14 protein-coding genes are annotated in these 16,762 nt (G+C 51.7%); 10 read left to right on the top strand and 4 right to left on the bottom strand.

Annotated features, from left to right (window positions below; translation table 11 throughout):
* Positions 1 to 49 precede the first annotated feature (49 nt).
* Positions 50 to 2,194 (bottom strand): phosphate acetyltransferase, encoded by a 2,145-nt coding sequence (gene pta, locus OGX89_RS10030; protein WP_008785351.1) that lies wholly within the window; start codon positions 2,192 to 2,194, stop codon positions 50 to 52.
* Between the two features lie 75 nt (positions 2,195 to 2,269).
* Positions 2,270 to 3,472 (bottom strand): acetate kinase, encoded by a 1,203-nt coding sequence (gene ackA / locus OGX89_RS10035; RefSeq protein ID WP_003834770.1) that lies wholly within the window; start codon positions 3,470 to 3,472, stop codon positions 2,270 to 2,272.
* A 339-nt stretch (positions 3,473 to 3,811) separates the two neighbouring features.
* Between ackA and yfbV the strand changes: the two genes are divergently transcribed.
* The 4 genes from yfbV to OGX89_RS10055 all read left to right on the top strand — a co-directional run bounded on the left by yfbV (position 3,812) and on the right by OGX89_RS10055 (position 7,425).
* On the top strand, positions 3,812 to 4,267 hold the full coding sequence (yfbV, locus tag OGX89_RS10040) for a terminus macrodomain insulation protein YfbV (RefSeq protein WP_003028087.1): 456 nt from the start codon (positions 3,812 to 3,814) through the stop codon (positions 4,265 to 4,267).
* Between the two features lie 83 nt (positions 4,268 to 4,350).
* Entirely contained in the window at positions 4,351 to 4,845 is a 495-nt protein-coding gene (locus tag OGX89_RS10045; RefSeq protein ID WP_125112635.1) for a YfbU family protein, read from the top strand.
* Positions 4,838 to 5,515, top strand: coding sequence for a sugar phosphatase (locus tag OGX89_RS10050; protein ID WP_008785348.1), 678 nt, complete (start codon positions 4,838 to 4,840; stop codon positions 5,513 to 5,515). The genes OGX89_RS10045 and OGX89_RS10050 overlap by 8 nt, the downstream gene beginning before the upstream one ends.
* 77 nt (positions 5,516 to 5,592) lie before the next feature.
* Positions 5,593 to 7,425 carry an SLC13 family permease gene (locus OGX89_RS10055; RefSeq protein WP_125112634.1) on the top strand — a complete coding sequence of 611 codons (1,833 nt, stop codon included), beginning with the start codon at positions 5,593 to 5,595 and terminating at the stop codon, positions 7,423 to 7,425.
* A gap of 63 nt (positions 7,426 to 7,488) precedes the next feature.
* Here the strand turns inward: OGX89_RS10055 and yfbR are convergent, their stop codons facing one another.
* Entirely contained in the window at positions 7,489 to 8,088 is a 600-nt protein-coding gene (gene yfbR, locus OGX89_RS10060) for a 5'-deoxynucleotidase (protein WP_003028083.1), read from the bottom strand.
* 83 nt (positions 8,089 to 8,171) lie between these two features.
* A complete protein-coding gene (alaA, locus tag OGX89_RS10065; protein WP_003028082.1) occupies positions 8,172 to 9,389 on the bottom strand; it encodes an alanine transaminase AlaA in 1,218 nt (405 codons plus the stop codon).
* Positions 9,390 to 10,317: 928 nt separating this feature from the next.
* Here alaA and lrhA point away from each other — a divergent pair.
* The 6 genes from lrhA (at position 10,318) to nuoF (ending at position 16,730) form a co-directional block, all read left to right on the top strand.
* On the top strand, positions 10,318 to 11,256 hold the full coding sequence (lrhA, locus tag OGX89_RS10070; RefSeq protein ID WP_003834760.1) for a transcriptional regulator LrhA: 939 nt from the start codon (positions 10,318 to 10,320) through the stop codon (positions 11,254 to 11,256).
* Positions 11,257 to 11,883: 627 nt separating this feature from the next.
* Entirely contained in the window at positions 11,884 to 12,327 is a 444-nt protein-coding gene (nuoA, locus tag OGX89_RS10075; protein ID WP_003028077.1) for an NADH-quinone oxidoreductase subunit NuoA, read from the top strand.
* A gap of 15 nt (positions 12,328 to 12,342) precedes the next feature.
* Positions 12,343 to 13,005, top strand: coding sequence for an NADH-quinone oxidoreductase subunit NuoB (nuoB, locus tag OGX89_RS10080; RefSeq protein WP_003028075.1), 663 nt, complete (start codon positions 12,343 to 12,345; stop codon positions 13,003 to 13,005).
* Between the two features lie 85 nt (positions 13,006 to 13,090).
* Entirely contained in the window at positions 13,091 to 14,893 is a 1,803-nt protein-coding gene (nuoC, locus tag OGX89_RS10085; protein ID WP_003834757.1) for an NADH-quinone oxidoreductase subunit C/D, read from the top strand.
* Positions 14,894 to 14,895: 2 nt separating this feature from the next.
* Positions 14,896 to 15,396, top strand: a complete 501-nt coding sequence (gene nuoE / locus OGX89_RS10090; RefSeq protein WP_003028069.1) for an NADH-quinone oxidoreductase subunit NuoE — start codon at positions 14,896 to 14,898, stop codon at positions 15,394 to 15,396.
* Complete coding sequence (gene nuoF, locus OGX89_RS10095) at positions 15,393 to 16,730, top strand: NADH-quinone oxidoreductase subunit NuoF (RefSeq protein ID WP_003834753.1); 1,338 nt, start codon at positions 15,393 to 15,395, stop codon at positions 16,728 to 16,730. Before nuoE ends, nuoF begins: the two co-directional genes overlap by 4 nt.
* The last annotated feature ends 32 nt before the right edge of the window (positions 16,731 to 16,762 follow it).

Raw genomic sequence — 16,762 nt, forward strand, 5'->3', positions numbered from 1 at the left:
TTGATAAGCAGATGTGTTGCCGGATAAGAGATCCGGCACACTCGGCAGATTACTGCTGCTGCTGGGAAGACTGGATCGCGGTCAGTGCGATGGTGTAGACGATATCGTCTACCAGCGCGCCACGAGACAGGTCGTTCACCGGCTTGCGCATACCCTGCAGCATCGGCCCGATGGAGATCAGGTCGGCAGAACGCTGTACCGCTTTGTAGGTGGTGTTACCGGTGTTCAGATCCGGGAAGATGAACACGGTAGCGCGACCTGCAACCGGAGAGTTCGGCGCTTTGGATTTTGCTACGTCAGCCATAACGGCGGCGTCGTACTGCAGCGGACCGTCGATCATCAGGTCAGGACGTTTTTCCTGCGCCAGACGGGTTGCTTCGCGAACTTTCTCTACGTCGCTACCTGCACCAGAAGTACCGGTGGAGTAAGAGAGCATCGCTACGCGCGGTTCGATACCGAAGGCAATTGCGGAATCAGCGGATTGAATCGCGATTTCTGCCAGCTGCTCTGCGGTCGGATCCGGGTTGATCGCGCAGTCGCCGTAAACGTAAACCTGATCCGGCAGCAGCATGAAGAACACGGAAGACACCAGGGAGCTACCCGGCGCAGTTTTGATCAGCTGCAGCGGCGGACGGATGGTGTTCGCGGTGGTGTGTACTGCACCAGAAACCAGGCCGTCAACGTCGTCTTGCTCCAGCATCAGGGTACCGAGAACCACGTTGTCTTCCAGCTGTTCGCGGGCAACGGTTTCGGTCATACCTTTGTTTTTACGCAGTTCGACCAGGCGAGCAACGTAGCTTTCGCGAACCACATCTGGATCAACGATTTCTACGCCAGCGCCCAGTTCAACGCCCTGAGAGGCTGCAACGCGGGTGATCTCATCCGGGTTACCCAGCAGTACGCAGGTTGCGATACCACGTTCAGCACAGATGGCTGCTGCTTTAACGGTACGCGGTTCGTCGCCTTCCGGCAGAACAACGCGTTTGCCCGCTTTGCGCGCCAGCTCGGTCAACTGGTAACGGAACGCTGGCGGAGACAGACGACGGCTGCGCTCAGAGGTCGCAGTCAGGGATTCAATCCAGTCAGCGTTGATGTAGTTAGCAACGTATTCCTGGACTTTCTCAATGCGCTCGTGATCGTCAACCGGAACTTCCAGGTTGAAGCTCTGCAGGCTCAGAGAGGTCTGCCAGGTGTTGGTGTTTACCATGAATACCGGCAGGCCGGTTTCAAATGCACGTTCGCACAGTTTAGTGATGCGCGCGTCCATTTCGTAGCCGCCAGTCAGCAGCAGGGCACCGATTTCCACGCCGTTCATGGCCGCCAGGCATGCTGCAACCAGCACGTCAGGACGATCTGCGGAAGTTACCAGCAGGGAGCCTGCGCGGAAGTGTTCCAGCATGTGCGGAATGCTGCGTGCGCAGAACGTCACAGACTTCACGCGACGGGTGTTGATATCGCCTTCGTTAACGATGGTGGCGTTCAGGTGACGCGCCATATCGATTGCACGAGTAGCGATCAGATCGAAGCTCCATGGCACCGCGCCCAGAACCGGCAGCGGGCTGGATTCTTGCAGTTTAGCCGGATCAACTTTGATCACTTTCGCTTTGGAAGAGTCGTCGAAAATCTCGGACAGATCCGGGCGAGTACGGCCCTGCTCATCAACCGGTGCGTTCAGTTTGTTAACGATTACGCCGGTGATGTTGGTGTTTTTCGCGCCGCCGAAGCTGCTGCGAGTCAGTTCAATACGCTCGTTCAGCTGTTCTGGGGTGTCGGTACCCTGAGACATAACGAAGACGATTTCCGCGTTCAGCGTTTTCGCGATTTCGTAGTTCAGGGACTGCGCGAACTGATGTTTACGGGTTGGGACCAGGCCTTCAACCAGTACAACTTCAGCGTCTTTGGTGTTCGCGTGGTAGTTCGCGATGATCTCTTCCATCAGCACATCTTTCTGATTGCTGGACAGCAGAGATTCAACGTGGCTCATCTTCAGCGGCTCAGCGGCTGGCAGAGAAGAGTTAGCGCGGACGATGCTGGTAGTCTGGTCTGGCGCATCGCCACCGGCACGCGGTTGAGCAATCGGCTTAAAGACGCTCAGACGAACGCCTTTGCGTTCCATTGCGCGGATCACGCCAAGGCTGACGCTGGTCAGGCCGACGCTGGTTCCGGTAGGGATCAGCATAATAATACGGGACACGGTTTATCCTCTTTCGTTACCGCCAATTTAGACGGGTTACAAAACAGCACCGCCAGCTAGGCTGGCGGTGTGAAATCAGGCAGTCAGGCGGCTCGCGTCTTGCGCGATAACCAGTTCTTCGTTGGTTGGGATAACCAGCGCAGGACGGGTACCTTCTTTGTTGATGAAACCAGATTTGCCGAAACGTGCGGCCAGGTTACGTTCGTGGTCAACTTCAAAGCCCAGAACGCCCAGTTTGCCCAGAGACAGTTCACGAACCATCGCTGCGTTTTCACCGATACCACCGGTGAAGACAACTGCATCCAGACGACCATCCATCAGCGCAGTGTAAGAACCGATGTATTTCGCCAGACGGTGGCAGTAAACGTCCATTGCACGTTTAGCGTCTTCTTTAGTAGCGTAGTTATCTTCAACATAACGGCAGTCGCTGGTGACTTCGGTCAGACCCAGCAGGCCGGACTCTTTGGTCAGCATTTTGTTGATCTGGTCAACGCTCATGCCCAGGGTATCGTGCAGGTGGAAGATGATCGCCGGGTCGATGTCACCGGAACGTGTACCCATCACCAGACCTTCCAGTGGGGTCAGACCCATGGAGGTATCAACACATTTACCGTTACGGATAGCAGATACAGAACCGCCGTTGCCCAGGTGGCAAGTGATGATGTTCAGCTCTTCAACCGGTTTGTTCAGTACTTTTGCCGCTTCCTGAGTGACGAAGAAGTGGCTGGTACCGTGTGCGCCGTAACGACGAACGCCGTGTTCTTTGTAGAGGCTGTACGGCAGAGCATAGAGGTAAGACTCTTCCGGCATAGTCTGATGGAACGCGGTGTCGAATACAGCCACGTTTTTGTCTTTCAGATTAGGGAAGGATTTCAGCGCTTCTGCGATACCGATCAGGTGAGCCGGGTTATGCAGCGGTGCGAAAGAGGCAGAATCTTTGATGCCCTGAATAACAGAATCATCGATAACCACGGAGCTGGTGTACTTCTCGCCGCCGTGTACGATACGGTGACCAATAGCGGTCAATTGCGCAGACAATTCTGGTTTTTGTGCCAGAATAGTGTTAACGATAAAGTTCAGCGCTTCACTGTGAGCGGCGCCTGCACCTAAAGCCGCTTCTTGTTTACCGCCGTCCATTTTCCACTTGATACGTGCTTCTGGGAGATGGAAACATTCGGCTAAACCAGAGAGGTATTCTTCACCGTTTACTGCATCGATGATGGCAAATTTCAGTGAGGAGCTACCGCAGTTCAGAACCAGTACTAACTTACTCGACATGGAAGTACCTATTTATGATACGTGGCTAAAAAAACGTCAGGGAGTCATAGAGCGTAGCGCATGATGACACCGACGTTTATGATTAACATCATGCGCCATAGTCTTTTTGGGCACGATGGAATAAATACCTTTGAGTCTATGTCATTTTGCGTATTTTTCAGGCAATGGCATAATGTATGCCAATTTGACGACTCAATGATTTTGGACTACAGGCCTTACAGGCCGGCACAGGATACCTGAATGTGGGTATCAAAGACAAAATGTTTTGAACGATGTCCCTTGTAGTTGTTGTTTTGCACAAATTTTTTAATTTTTATATGTGAAGTTGAGGTAACCGCCATGTCGACACCGGATAATCGCTCCGTCAATTTTTTTAGCTTGTTTCGCCGGGGGCAGCACTATGCAAAGACGTGGCCAATGGAAAAGCGCCTTGCGCCCGTGTTTGTTGAGAACCGCGTGATCCGCATGACGCGTTACGCGATCCGTTTTATGCCGCCTATCGCCGTCTTCACCTTATGTTGGCAAATTGCGTTAGGGGGGCAGTTGGGCCCGGCCGTGGCGACTGCGCTGTTTGCGCTTAGCCTGCCGATGCAGGGGATGTGGTGGCTGGGAAAACGTTCTGTAACGCCGCTGCCGCCTTCAATTCTCAATTGGTTCTACGAAGTTCGGGGTAAATTGCAAGAAGCTGGGCAGGCGCTCTCTCCGGTAGAAGGAAAGCCGGATTACCAGGCGCTGGCTGACACGCTTAAGCGCGCCTTCAAACAACTGGATAAAACTTTCCTTGATGATTTGTAATTGACCCCTGATTACGCATATAAAAGAAGGCACATGATGCCTTCTTTTTTTTCATCGCAGTAGTAGTGATACAGGAGTCCCAAATGGAAATGACCAACGCTCAACGTCTGATTTTGTCGAATCAGTACAAAATGATGACTATGCTCGATCCAACTAACGCCGAGCGTTATCGTCGTTTGCAGACGATTATTGAACGCGGTTACGGCTTGCAGATGCGTGAGCTGGATCGTGAGTTTGGTGAGCTGACGGAAGAAACCTGTCGTACGATTATCGATATTATGGAGATGTATCACGCATTACATGTGTCCTGGACTAATCTTAAGGATGCACAGGCTATTGATGAGCGTCGCGTGACCTTCCTCGGTTTTGACGCTGCAACGGAAGCCCGTTTCCTCGGGTATGTTCGTTTTATGGTCAATGTGGAAGGTCGTTACACCCACTTTGATGCGGGTACGCATGGCTTCAACGCCCAGACCCCAATGTGGGAAAAATATCAGCGTATGCTGAATGTTTGGCACTCTTGCCCGCGTCAGTATCACCTGAGCTCGAATGAAATTAACCAAATCATTAATGCCTGAGGGGGCGAGCGTGCAGTGCAAAGGTTTTCTGTTTGATCTGGATGGAACGCTGGTCGATTCCTTACCCGCAGTAGAGCGTGCGTGGTGCAACTGGGCCGATCGCTTCGGCCTCGATCACGCCGAGGTACTCGGCTTTATTCATGGTAAGCAGGCCATTACCTCCCTGCGACACTTTATGGTGGGCAAATCTGAGGCAGAGATCGCCGCGGAGTTTACCCGTCTGGAGCAGATCGAAGCGACGGAAACCGCCGGGATCACCGCGCTGCCGGGGGCTGTTGATTTACTCAACCATCTCAATAAAGCGGGTATTCCATGGGCGATTGTGACCTCCGGCTCCATGCCGGTCGCACGGGCGCGCCATCGTGTTGCTGGGCTTCCTGCTCCTGAAGTGTTTGTCACCGCCGAGCGGGTAAAGAGAGGGAAACCAGAACCAGACGCGTATCTGTTAGGCGCTCAGCTTCTGGGCCTGGCACCGCAGGAATGTGCAGTGGTGGAAGATGCCCCCGCCGGGGTGCTTTCAGGACTGGCGGCTGGGTGTCATGTCATCGCGGTTAACGCGCCAGCGGATACGCCGCGTCTGGACGAGGTGGATTTTTCGCTGACCAGTCTGGAGCATATTTCTGTGACCAAACAACCCAACGGAAATGTGGTCGTTATAAGAAATACCTGATCATGATTTAGCCCCAGATTGTTGGGGCTTTTTTATGGCAGAATCAGTCCATCCCTCTCATTTAACAAGGATATGTTGTGAACGGTGAATTGATATGGGTTCTCTCATTGCTGGCGATTGCCGTCGTCTTGTTTGCAACTGGCAGAGTGCGTATGGACGCGGTCGCTTTGCTGGTCATTATTGCCTTTGTTCTGAGCGGAACATTGAGCATCACAGAGGCTTTTTCCGGGTTCAGCGATCCTAACGTTATTTTGATAGCGGCTTTATTCATTATCGGCGACGGCCTGGTGCGTACCGGCGTGGCGACGGTAATGGGTGCCTGGCTGGTGAAGGTCGCCGGTAGCAGTGAAGTCAAAATGCTGGTGTTGCTGATGATAACCGTAGCCGGACTTGGTGCCTTCATGAGTTCGACCGGTGTGGTCGCCATCTTTATTCCGGTTGTCTTAAGCGTTTCCATGCGCATGCAAATTTCCCCCTCACGCCTGATGATGCCATTGAGCTTTGCCGGATTGATAAGCGGCATGATGACGCTGGTGGCAACGCCGCCGAACCTGGTCGTCAACAGTGAATTGTTACGTGAAGGACTTAACGGTTTTAGCTTTTTTAGCGTAACCCCACTGGGGCTGGTGGTGTTGGTTCTCGGCATAATTTATATGCTGGTGATGCGTTTTATGCTGAAAGGCGAAGACTCCGGGCAGCCGGGAGACGGCTGGAAGCGCCGGACCTTTCGCGACCTGATTAAAGAATATCGCCTGACAGGACGTGCTCGTCGCCTGGCGATTCGCCCGGGTTCTCCCATGATTGGCCAACGTCTGGATGACCTGAAATTGCGTGAGCGCTACGGGGCAAACGTGATTGGTGTTGAACGCTGGCGGCGTTTTCGCCGCGTGATTGTTGATGTTAACGGGGTTTCTGAGTTCCGTGCCCGTGACGTATTGCTGATCGATATGTCAGCGGCCGACGTTGACCTGCGTGAATTTTGCAGCGAGCAACTGTTGGAGCCAATGGTGCTGCGTGGCGAATACTTCTCTGAGCAGGCGCTTGATGTGGGTATGGCCGAGATTTCATTGATCCCTGAATCGGAATTGATCGGCAAAACGGTACGGGAAATCGCCTTTCGCACACGTTATGGTCTGAATGTCGTCGGACTGAAGCGTGATGGTGCGGCGCTGGACGGGGCGGTCGTCAATGAGCCGCTGCTGATGGGCGATATTATTCTGGTGGTGGGTAACTGGAAACTCATCACTTTGTTGGGGCAAAAAGGGCGCGATTTCGTGGTGCTGAATATGCCCGTGGAAGTTAGTGAAGCCTCCCCGGCGCACAGCCAGGCGCCGCATGCGATTTTCTGTCTGGTGCTGATGGTCGCGTTAATGCTCACCGATGAAATTCCTAATACGGTTGCCGCGATTATCGCCTGTTTGCTGATGGGAAAATTCCGTTGCATTGATGCCGAAAGCGCCTATAAAGCCATTCACTGGCCAAGTATTATTTTGATTGTCGGAATGATGCCCTTTGCGCTGGCATTACAGAAAACGGGCGGTGTTGATCTGGTGGTTAAAGGGTTAATAGACGTTGGTGGAGGGTACGGCCCGTATATGATGCTGGGCTGCCTGTTCGTGCTGTGCGCGACCATTGGGTTATTTATCTCTAACACTGCGACGGCGGTACTGATGGCGCCGATTGCGCTGGCGGCAGCAAAGTCTATGGGCGTTTCGCCGTATCCTTTTGCGATGGTGATTGCGATGGCGGCTTCCGCAGCCTTTATGACGCCAGTTTCTTCACCGGTAAACACACTGGTGCTCGGGCCGGGTAACTACAGCTTTAGCGATTTCGTAAAAATTGGCGTGCCGTTTACCATCATTGTGATGGTGGTGTGCGTGGTGATGATCCCGATGCTGTTTCCGTTTTGATTTTTATGTGCCGGATGGCGGCTAACGCCTTATCCGGCCTACAAAGGTAACGTTGTCGCAAACTTACAATGGAGAATCCTGACTGATTTCATCTAATGAGAGGTGAAAACTCGGGACGAACACGTCCATAAAGTAGTCCATCTCTTCGCTTCGTCGTGACTCCAGCGTTTTTTCCAGACGTGTTTTCGCCAGCAGAAATTCGTTGTTACCGGCGGAGAGTTCTTCCAGGCACTTCAGATACGCGCACAGGGCATCGGCCTGTTTAACAATCGACCTCTCTTCTTCGCTTAAGGCATGTTCATCAATGAGTGGCGCAAAAATATCGCGCAGCTCATCAGGAACCATATCGACCAGTTTTTGTTGGGCAATTTTCTCTATCGCTTTATATTCCTGAGCAATCTGCGAGTTAAAATATTTCACTGGGGTAGGGAGATCGCCGGTTAACACCTCTGACGCATCGTGATACATCGCCAGCAGGGCAATACGCTCAGCATTAACCTGACCACCAAATTTACGGTTTTTAATTGCGGCCAGCGCATGGGCAACCATGGCAACCTGCAGACTGTGTTCGGACACGTTTTCGGTGCGCACGTTGCGCATCAGCGGCCAGCGGTTAATGAGTTTCAGACGGGAGAGGTGGGCAAAAAAGTGGCTCTGCTTCATAACGACCCTTACTCAGTGACTTCAGTAACGGTATTTTGCGCAGAGAGTGCTACCGGATGCAAACCCGGCAGCACTTTGCGTGGTTACAGCTGGCGATACCCTGACAGGAAACGCTCAAATTTACTCAGCGACATTTCGATATCGTCAATACGCGGTAGCGTGACGATGCGGAAATGATCCGGCCACGGCCAGTTGAATGCCGTCCCCTGGACCAGCAGTACTTTTTCCTGCAACAGGAAGTCGAGTACCATCTTCTGGTCGTCATGAATATTGAAGCGTTTAGCATCAATTTTCGGGAACATATACAGCGCACCGCGCGGTTTTACGCAAGAGACGCCGGGGATGTCATTAAGCAGTTCCCAGGCGCGGTTACGTTGCTCATACAGACGTCCGCCAGGCATGATGAATTCGCTGATGCTCTGATATCCACCCAGTGCGGTTTGAATGGCATGTTGTGCCGGAACGTTGGCACACAGGCGCATAGAAGCCAGCATCTCAAGGCCTTCGATATACCCTTTGGCATGTTTCTTCGGTCCGTTCAGTACCATCCAGCCCTGGCGGAAACCGGCAACACGATAGGTTTTTGACAGGCCGTTAAAGGTAATAGTCAGCAGGTCAGGGGCCATTGCCGCAATCGAGTGGTGTTCGGCGTCATCGTAAAGAATTTTGTCGTAAATCTCGTCCGCAAAGATGATGAGATTGTTTTGGCGGGCAATCTCAACAATCTCCATCAGCAGCTCTTTAGAATACACCGCGCCAGTAGGGTTGTTTGGGTTGATGATGACGATCCCACGGGTACGCGGCGTAATTTTGGCGCGGATATCATCCAGGTCCGGGAACCAGTCTGACGATTCGTCACACAGGTAGTGCACGGCATTACCACCAGAGAGCGAAACCGCCGCCGTCCACAGTGGATAATCAGGTGCAGGAACCAGCATTTCGTCCCCACTGTTTAGCAATGCCTGCATGGCCTGCACAATCAATTCAGATACGCCGTTACCGATATAGATATCTTCCACGGTTACGTCGCGCATCCCACGGGCCTGGTAATGCTGCATGATTGCTTTGCGGGCTGAATAAAGGCCTTTGGAATCGCAATATCCTTGCGCAGTTGGCAAATTGCGGATCACATCCACCAAAATTTCATCTGGCGCTTCAAACCCGAAAGGCGCAGGGTTGCCGATGTTCAGTTTCAGAACTTTGTTGCCTTCTTCTTCCAGGCGCTTTGCTTCCTTCAGAACCGGGCCGCGAATGTCATAACAGACGTTTTCTAATTTGCTGGATTTTTCAATGGGGGACATGAACGTTGACCTTTTTAGCTGTGAATGCCACTCCCTGCCGTGGAAGTCAGCCCAGCACAATGTACTCCCACGACGGTGAGTTTTGAAGGGTCTCTAGTAGAAGATTTTGGAAAGCAGGAGGATTATAATTCACTGTTAATAACTAAATAATATGATTTTTGTAGAGTAATAATCTGGGTTGTTGGGTTTTTTTGTGGTTTATATTTTGCTTTGTTAGTGTGGGTGTGGTGATTTGTCTGGCCTAAAAAAGTTAGGCCTGTAAAGAAAAAGGTAGTCGAGATCTCAGCTGAATGGCGTATTTCGAAAATACTGAGGTTTTGCCTGCGAAATCTGTTATCGGTCTGATCCCTGCGTGATGCGGTGTGAATCCATTGTTAAGCATAATTAATGAATTGAGAGATTCTTAATTAATTATTATTTATTATTTAAACGACATCAAATTGAGTGGGCCAATAATACGAAAACCGTTGCACTGACATAACACCAATTTGCCCGGAATTATTCGCGATAACACTTATGAATATAGTGGTTTTAGGTTAAGATAACTCCTATGAAATGGTGTGTAGTACGAATTTTACGATAATTCAAATGTTTGTTGGTTGTTCCTAACATCCTGAAAAGTTAGTTTTTAATGTGTAAATTATTGTTCGTTAACTATTTTTTAAATTTACAAAATTTACATGTTTCCCATTAGTCAGAATCATCCAGCAGCTAAAAATACGGCTCTTTCTCGTTGCTATATTCCGATGAATATCACGGGTATTAAAATAGCTCAGAAAGAGAATTGTTTCGTTTGTTAAACCAAATACATCCTTATTTTCACTTGGTTACACTAAGCGAAACTGAAGGGAGGCACATTACAAATGGAGTTGTTTGATTCTGAATGCACAGCATTAACCCGGTATGACCCGCGAGTAAGTGAAAAACTATGATAAATGCAAATCGTCCGATAATTAACCTCGACCTCGATCTGCTGAGAACCTTTGTTGCTGTTGCCGACCTGAATACCTTTGCGGCTGCGGCAGCTGCGGTATGTCGAACTCAGTCTGCGGTAAGTCAGCAAATGCAGCGTCTTGAACAACTTGTGGGGAAAGAGTTGTTCGCGCGCCATGGACGCAACAAACTGCTGACCGAACATGGTATCCAGTTGTTGGGTTACGCCAGGAAAATACTGCGATTTAATGATGAGGCATGCTCATCATTGATGTTTAACAATCTTCAGGGGGTGTTAACTATCGGTGCTTCTGATGAATCCGCCGATACCATACTCCCTTTTCTGCTTAACCGTATAAGTTCGGTTTATCCGAAACTTGCACTGGATGTCAGAGTGAAACGCAACGCCTACATGGTGGAGATGCTTAAGTCGCAAGAAGTGGATTTAGTGGTCACCACTAACCGACCTGGCGATTTTGAGTGCCTGAATTTGCGAACTTCACCGACGCACTGGTATTGCGCAGCCGAATATATCCTGCAAAAAGGGGAACCGGTGCCGTTAGTTCTGCTGGATGATCCCAGCCCGTTTCGCGATATCGTGCTGGCGACGTTGAATGCAGCACAGATCCCGTGGCGTCTGGCCTATGTCGCTTCAACATTGCCTGCGGTCCGCGCGGCGGTAAAAGCAGGGCTGGGCGTTACTGCCCGTCCTGTCGAAATGATGAGCCCTGATTTACGCGTACTGGGTGCGGCAGACGGATTGCCACCTCTGCCTGATACCGAGTATCTGCTGTGCAGCGATCCGGCCACGCAAAATGAATTAGCTCAGGTTATCTTTAAGTCGATGCAGACATATCAAAATCCTTGGCAATACAATCAGTTTACCCCTGAAGGGGGAGATGACTCGCTGATTGTTGAAGGCGACTTTGAGTAAAGCGTCACAAAAAAACGTTTTAAAATGTAAGTGTAAAAAAGAGCCACTGATGATGAAAAAACATCCAGCGGCTCTTTTTTTATGCAAATATTACTGCTTTCTGTTCATTCATATACTAAAACTTAACAAAATCAGCAGGTAAAAAAACTGACTGACAATAGGATGAAAAATAATCAGCTGAGTTGTTAAATGTTTCCATGTTAAAAAACTAGAGAAATTGTTGCTGTTTTTTATGGTGAATTAACAAAAGCGTGTCACAGATCAAGAAAATACTCCCATTTAGGGGGAGGCATCTGGGTGAATTCCTGTCAAAATAGACGTGTATTATCTTTTTTACTTCACTACGGACACGATTCAACAACATTAAAAATGACCGATGATGCAATCGAAATAGGTCTAAAGAGCACTTTATGTTAATGAAGTTGGAACAGTGTAAAATAATGTGAGGAAACTTTTGTTAAAGTTGACAAAAGGTTATAGAAAGGAGTAAAAAACCCCATCAATTAGCTGTATAAAATGATTTTTCACAGTGATTGTAAGGTTTTTTTTATTCCTCCCCATGAATCGATGTGGCGTTCATCTGCCGAAAAGAGCAGAGAATTTGGCGCTACTTTTGATGAGTAAGCAATGAGTATGTCAACATCCACTGAAATCATCGCTCATCACTGGGCATTCGCTATCTTTCTTATCGTTGCCATTGGCCTGTGCTGCCTGATGCTCGTCGGCGGCTGGTTTTTAGGGGGTCGCGCACGCGCGAGATCTAAAAACGTGCCGTTTGAATCAGGTATCGACTCGGTCGGCACCGCCCGCCTGCGCCTGTCTGCCAAGTTTTATCTGGTAGCCATGTTCTTCGTTATCTTCGACGTTGAAGCGCTGTATCTGTTCGCATGGTCAACTTCTATCCGTGAAAGCGGCTGGATTGGCTTTGTGGAAGCTGCAATTTTTATTTTTGTGTTACTGGCAGGTCTGGTTTATCTGGTGCGTATTGGCGCGCTGGACTGGACGCCCGCGCGTTCACGCCGCGAGCGTATGAACCCGGAAACGAACAGTATCGCTAATCGTCAACGCTAACCGCGAGGCATTAAGATGGATTATACGCTCACCCGCATAGATCCTAACGGTGAGAACGACCGTTACCCCCTGCAAAAACAGGAGATCGTAACCGACCCCCTGGAACAAGAAGTTAACAAAAACGTGTTCATGGGCAAACTGCATGACATGGTTAACTGGGGCCGTAAAAACTCAATTTGGCCATATAACTTTGGCCTTTCCTGCTGCTACGTTGAGATGGTGACCTCGTTTACCGCCGTGCACGATGTGGCCCGTTTTGGTGCGGAAGTACTGCGTGCATCGCCGCGTCAGGCTGACCTGATGGTCGTAGCCGGAACCTGCTTTACCAAAATGGCGCCAGTTATTCAGCGCCTCTACGATCAGATGCTGGAACCGAAATGGGTTATTTCCATGGGCGCATGCGCCAACTCCGGCGGTATGTACGACATCTATTCTGTAGTGCAGGGCGTTGATAAATTTATTCCGGTCGATGTGTACATCCCGGGATGTCCGCCGCGCCCAGAAGCGTATATGCAGGCTCTGATGCTGCTGCAAGATTCCATTGGCAAAGAACGCCGTCCGCTCTCCTGGGTGGTTGGCGATCAGGGCGTTTATCGCGCCAATATGCAGTCAGAACGCGAGCGTAAACGCGGCGAACGTATTGCTGTAACGAATCTTCGTACACCAGACGAGATTTAATTTGCGCCTGTCGGCAGCAGCACTTCCTTCGCTTATCACTACATAAATAGCGCGAAGCACTGCCGACCACCACGGACCATTTGCAATGGTGAACAATATGACCGACTTAACCGCGCAAGACGCCGTATGGCAAACACGGGATCACCTTGATGACCCGGTCATTGGCGAACTGCGCAACCGTTTTGGGCCGGATGCCTTTACCGTTCAGGCGACTCGCACCGGGGTACCCGTTGTTTGGGTCAAGCGTGAACAATTACTGGAAGTTGGCGATTTCTTAAAGAGACTGCCGAAACCTTACGTCATGCTGTTTGACTTACACGGCATGGACGAACGTCTGCGTACGCACCGCGAAGGGTTACCTGCCGCGGATTTTTCCGTTTTCTATCACCTGATTTCCATCGAACGCAATCGCGATATCATGCTCAAGGTGGCTTTGTCTGAAAACGATCTGCGCGTACCGACCTTCACCAAACTGTTCCCGAACGCCAACTGGTACGAGCGTGAAACCTGGGAAATGTTTGGCATCGATATCGAAGGTCACCCGCACCTGACGCGTCTGCTGATGCCGCATACCTGGGAAGGTCACCCGCTGCGTAAAGACTACCCGGCGCGTGCGACCGAATTTGATCCGTTTGAGCTGACTAAAGCCAAACAGGATCTGGAAATGGAAGCGCTGACCTTCAAACCTGAAGATTGGGGTATGAAGCGTAGCACCGAAAACGAGGACTTCATGTTCCTCAACCTCGGTCCTAACCACCCGTCTTCTCACGGTGCTTTCCGTATTGTGCTGCAGCTTGATGGCGAAGAAATCGTCGACTGCGTACCTGACATCGGCTACCACCACCGTGGCGCTGAAAAGATGGGTGAACGTCAGTCCTGGCACAGCTACATTCCGTACACCGACCGTATTGAGTACCTCGGCGGCTGCGTAAACGAAATGCCTTACGTACTGGCCGTTGAGAAGCTGGCTGGTATCACCACGCCGGATCGCGTCAACGTGATTCGCGTGATGTTGTCCGAACTGTTCCGTATCAACAGCCACCTGCTGTACATCTCCACGTTCATTCAGGACGTCGGCGCGATGACCCCGGTATTCTTCGCCTTTACCGACCGTCAGAAAATCTATGACGTGGTGGAAGCGATCACCGGTTTCCGTATGCACCCGGCCTGGTTCCGTATCGGCGGTGTGGCACACGATCTGCCGCGCGGTTGGGACAAGCTGCTGCGTGACTTCCTCGACTGGATGCCAAAACGTCTGGATTCTTACGAGAAAGCCGCACTGCGTAACACCATTCTGAAAGGCCGTTCGCAGGGCGTTGCCGCTTACGGTAAGAAAGAAGCGCTGGACTGGGGTTGCACCGGTGCTGCGCTGCGCGCGACCGGTATTGATTTCGACGTGCGTAAAGCGCGTCCGTACTCTGGCTACGAAAACTTTGACTTTGAAGTCCCGGTTGGCGGCGGCGTGTCCGACTGCTATACCCGCGTGATGCTGAAAGTTGAAGAGCTGCGCCAGAGTCTGCGCATCCTTGAGCAGTGCCTCAATAACATGCCGGAAGGCCCGTTCAAAGCGGATCACCCGCTGACGACGCCGCCGCCGAAAGAGCGCACGCTGCAACATATCGAAACCCTTATCACCCACTTCCTGCAGGTTTCGTGGGGTCCGGTTATGCCGGCGAACGAGTCCTTCCAGATGGTGGAAGCGACTAAGGGTATCAACAGTTACTACCTGACCAGCGATGGCAGCACCATGAGTTACCGTACCCGTATCCGCACCCCGAGCTATGCGCACCTGCAGCAGATCCCGGTAGCGGTACGTGGCAGCCTGGTGTCCGACTTAATCGTCCATCTGGGTAGTATCGATTTTGTTATGTCAGATGTGGACCGCTAATTATGCACGAGAATCAACAACCACAAACCGAGGCTTTTGAGCTGAGTGCGGCTGAGCGTGAAGCGATTGAGCACGAAAAGCACCACTACGAAGACCCGCGTGCGGCGTCCATTGAAGCGCTGAAAATCGTTCAGAAACAGCGTGGCTGGGTGCCGGATGGGGCGATCTACGCGATCGCTGATGTGCTGGGTATTCCGGCAAGCGATGTAGAAGGTGTTGCCACGTTCTACAGCCAGATCTTCCGCCAGCCGGTAGGTCGCCACGTGATCCGCTATTGCGACAGCGTGGTGTGCCATATCAACGGCTACCAGGGGATTCAGGCCGCGCTTGAGAAAAAACTCAACATCAAGCCGGGGCAGACGACCTTTGATGGTCGCTTTACGCTGCTGCCGACCTGTTGCCTGGGGAACTGCGATAAAGGGCCAAATATGATGATCGATGAGGATACTCACGCTCACCTGACCCCGGAAGGCATTCCCGAACTACTGGAGCGGTATAAATGAAAGACATTATCCGTACTCCCGAAACCCATCCGCTGACCTGGCGTCTGCGTGATGACAAACAGCCGGTCTGGCTGGACGAATACCGTAGCAAGAACGGCTACGAAGGTGCGCGTAAGGCCCTGACCGGGCTGTCACCGGACGAAATCGTTAATCAGGTAAAAGACGCTGGCCTGAAAGGGCGCGGCGGCGCGGGCTTTTCCACCGGTCTGAAGTGGAGCCTGATGCCGAAAGACGAATCCATGAACATCCGTTACCTGCTGTGTAACGCCGATGAAATGGAGCCGGGCACCTATAAAGACCGTCTGCTGATGGAACAGCTGCCGCACCTGCTGGTGGAAGGCATGCTGATTTCCGCGTTTGCGCTGAAAGCGTACCGTGGTTACATCTTCCTGCGCGGTGAATATATCGAAGCAGCCGTGCATCTGCGTCGCGCGATCGCCGAAGCGACCGAAGCCGGTCTGCTTGGCAAAAACATCATGGGCACCGGTTTCGACTTCGAACTGTTTGTCCACACCGGGGCAGGGCGTTACATCTGCGGTGAAGAAACCGCGCTGATCAACTCCCTCGAAGGTCGCCGTGCTAACCCACGTTCCAAGCCGCCGTTCCCGGCAAGCTCTGGCGCATGGGGCAAACCGACCTGCGTAAACAACGTCGAAACCCTGTGTAACGTACCGGCTATCCTCGCGAACGGCGTGGAGTGGTACCAGAACATTTCGAAGAGCAAAGACGCGGGCACCAAGCTGATGGGCTTCTCTGGTCGCGTGAAGAATCCTGGCCTGTGGGAACTGCCTTTCGGTACTACCGCGCGTGAGATCCTCGAAGATTACGCGGGTGGCATGCGCGATGGACTGAAGTTCAAAGCCTGGCAGCCTGGCGGCGCAGGGACTGACTTCCTGACCGAAGCACACCTCGATCTGCCGATGGAATTCGAAAGCATTGGTAAAGCAGGTAGCCGTCTGGGCACCGCGCTGGCCATGGCTGTCGATCACGAGATTGGCATGGTTCCTTTGGTGCGTAACCTCGAAGAGTTCTTTGCCCGCGAGTCTTGCGGCTGGTGTACGCCGTGCCGTGACGGTCTGCCGTGGAGTGTGAAAATTCTGCGCGCGCTGGAGCGTGGCGAAGGCCAGCCAGGGGATATCGAGACACTTGAGCAACTGTGTCGTTTCCTCGGCCCGGGTAAAACCTTCTGTGCACACGCACCGGGCGCAGTGGAACCGCTGCAGAGCGCCATTAAATATTTCCGCGAAGAATTCGAAGCTGGCATCAAGCAGTCCTTCAGCAATACCCATCAGATTGGTGGTATTCAGCCGAACCTGTTGAAAGAGCGCTGGTGATTACAGGGTTAGCCCTGTGTCGCGATAAGAAA

This window comes from Citrobacter sp. Cpo103 (genome assembly GCF_030332605.1).
Lineage (GTDB): Bacteria > Pseudomonadota > Gammaproteobacteria > Enterobacterales > Enterobacteriaceae > Citrobacter > Citrobacter portucalensis.

Coding starts and splice junctions, on each gene's coding strand:
- ackA (WP_003834770.1), bottom strand. CDS start 3,472: ATGTCGAGTAAGTTAGTACTGGTTCTGAACTGCGGTAGCTCCTCACTG.
- yfbV (WP_003028087.1), top strand. CDS start 3,812: ATGTCGACACCGGATAATCGCTCCGTCAATTTTTTTAGCTTGTTTCGC.
- OGX89_RS10045 (WP_125112635.1), top strand. CDS start 4,351: ATGGAAATGACCAACGCTCAACGTCTGATTTTGTCGAATCAGTACAAA.
- OGX89_RS10050 (WP_008785348.1), top strand. CDS start 4,838: ATGCCTGAGGGGGCGAGCGTGCAGTGCAAAGGTTTTCTGTTTGATCTG.
- yfbR (WP_003028083.1), bottom strand. CDS start 8,088: ATGAAGCAGAGCCACTTTTTTGCCCACCTCTCCCGTCTGAAACTCATT.
- alaA (WP_003028082.1), bottom strand. CDS start 9,389: ATGTCCCCCATTGAAAAATCCAGCAAATTAGAAAACGTCTGTTATGAC.
- lrhA (WP_003834760.1), top strand. CDS start 10,318: ATGATAAATGCAAATCGTCCGATAATTAACCTCGACCTCGATCTGCTG.
- nuoA (WP_003028077.1), top strand. CDS start 11,884: ATGAGTATGTCAACATCCACTGAAATCATCGCTCATCACTGGGCATTC.
- nuoB (WP_003028075.1), top strand. CDS start 12,343: ATGGATTATACGCTCACCCGCATAGATCCTAACGGTGAGAACGACCGT.
- nuoC (WP_003834757.1), top strand. CDS start 13,091: ATGGTGAACAATATGACCGACTTAACCGCGCAAGACGCCGTATGGCAA.
- nuoE (WP_003028069.1), top strand. CDS start 14,896: ATGCACGAGAATCAACAACCACAAACCGAGGCTTTTGAGCTGAGTGCG.
- nuoF (WP_003834753.1), top strand. CDS start 15,393: ATGAAAGACATTATCCGTACTCCCGAAACCCATCCGCTGACCTGGCGT.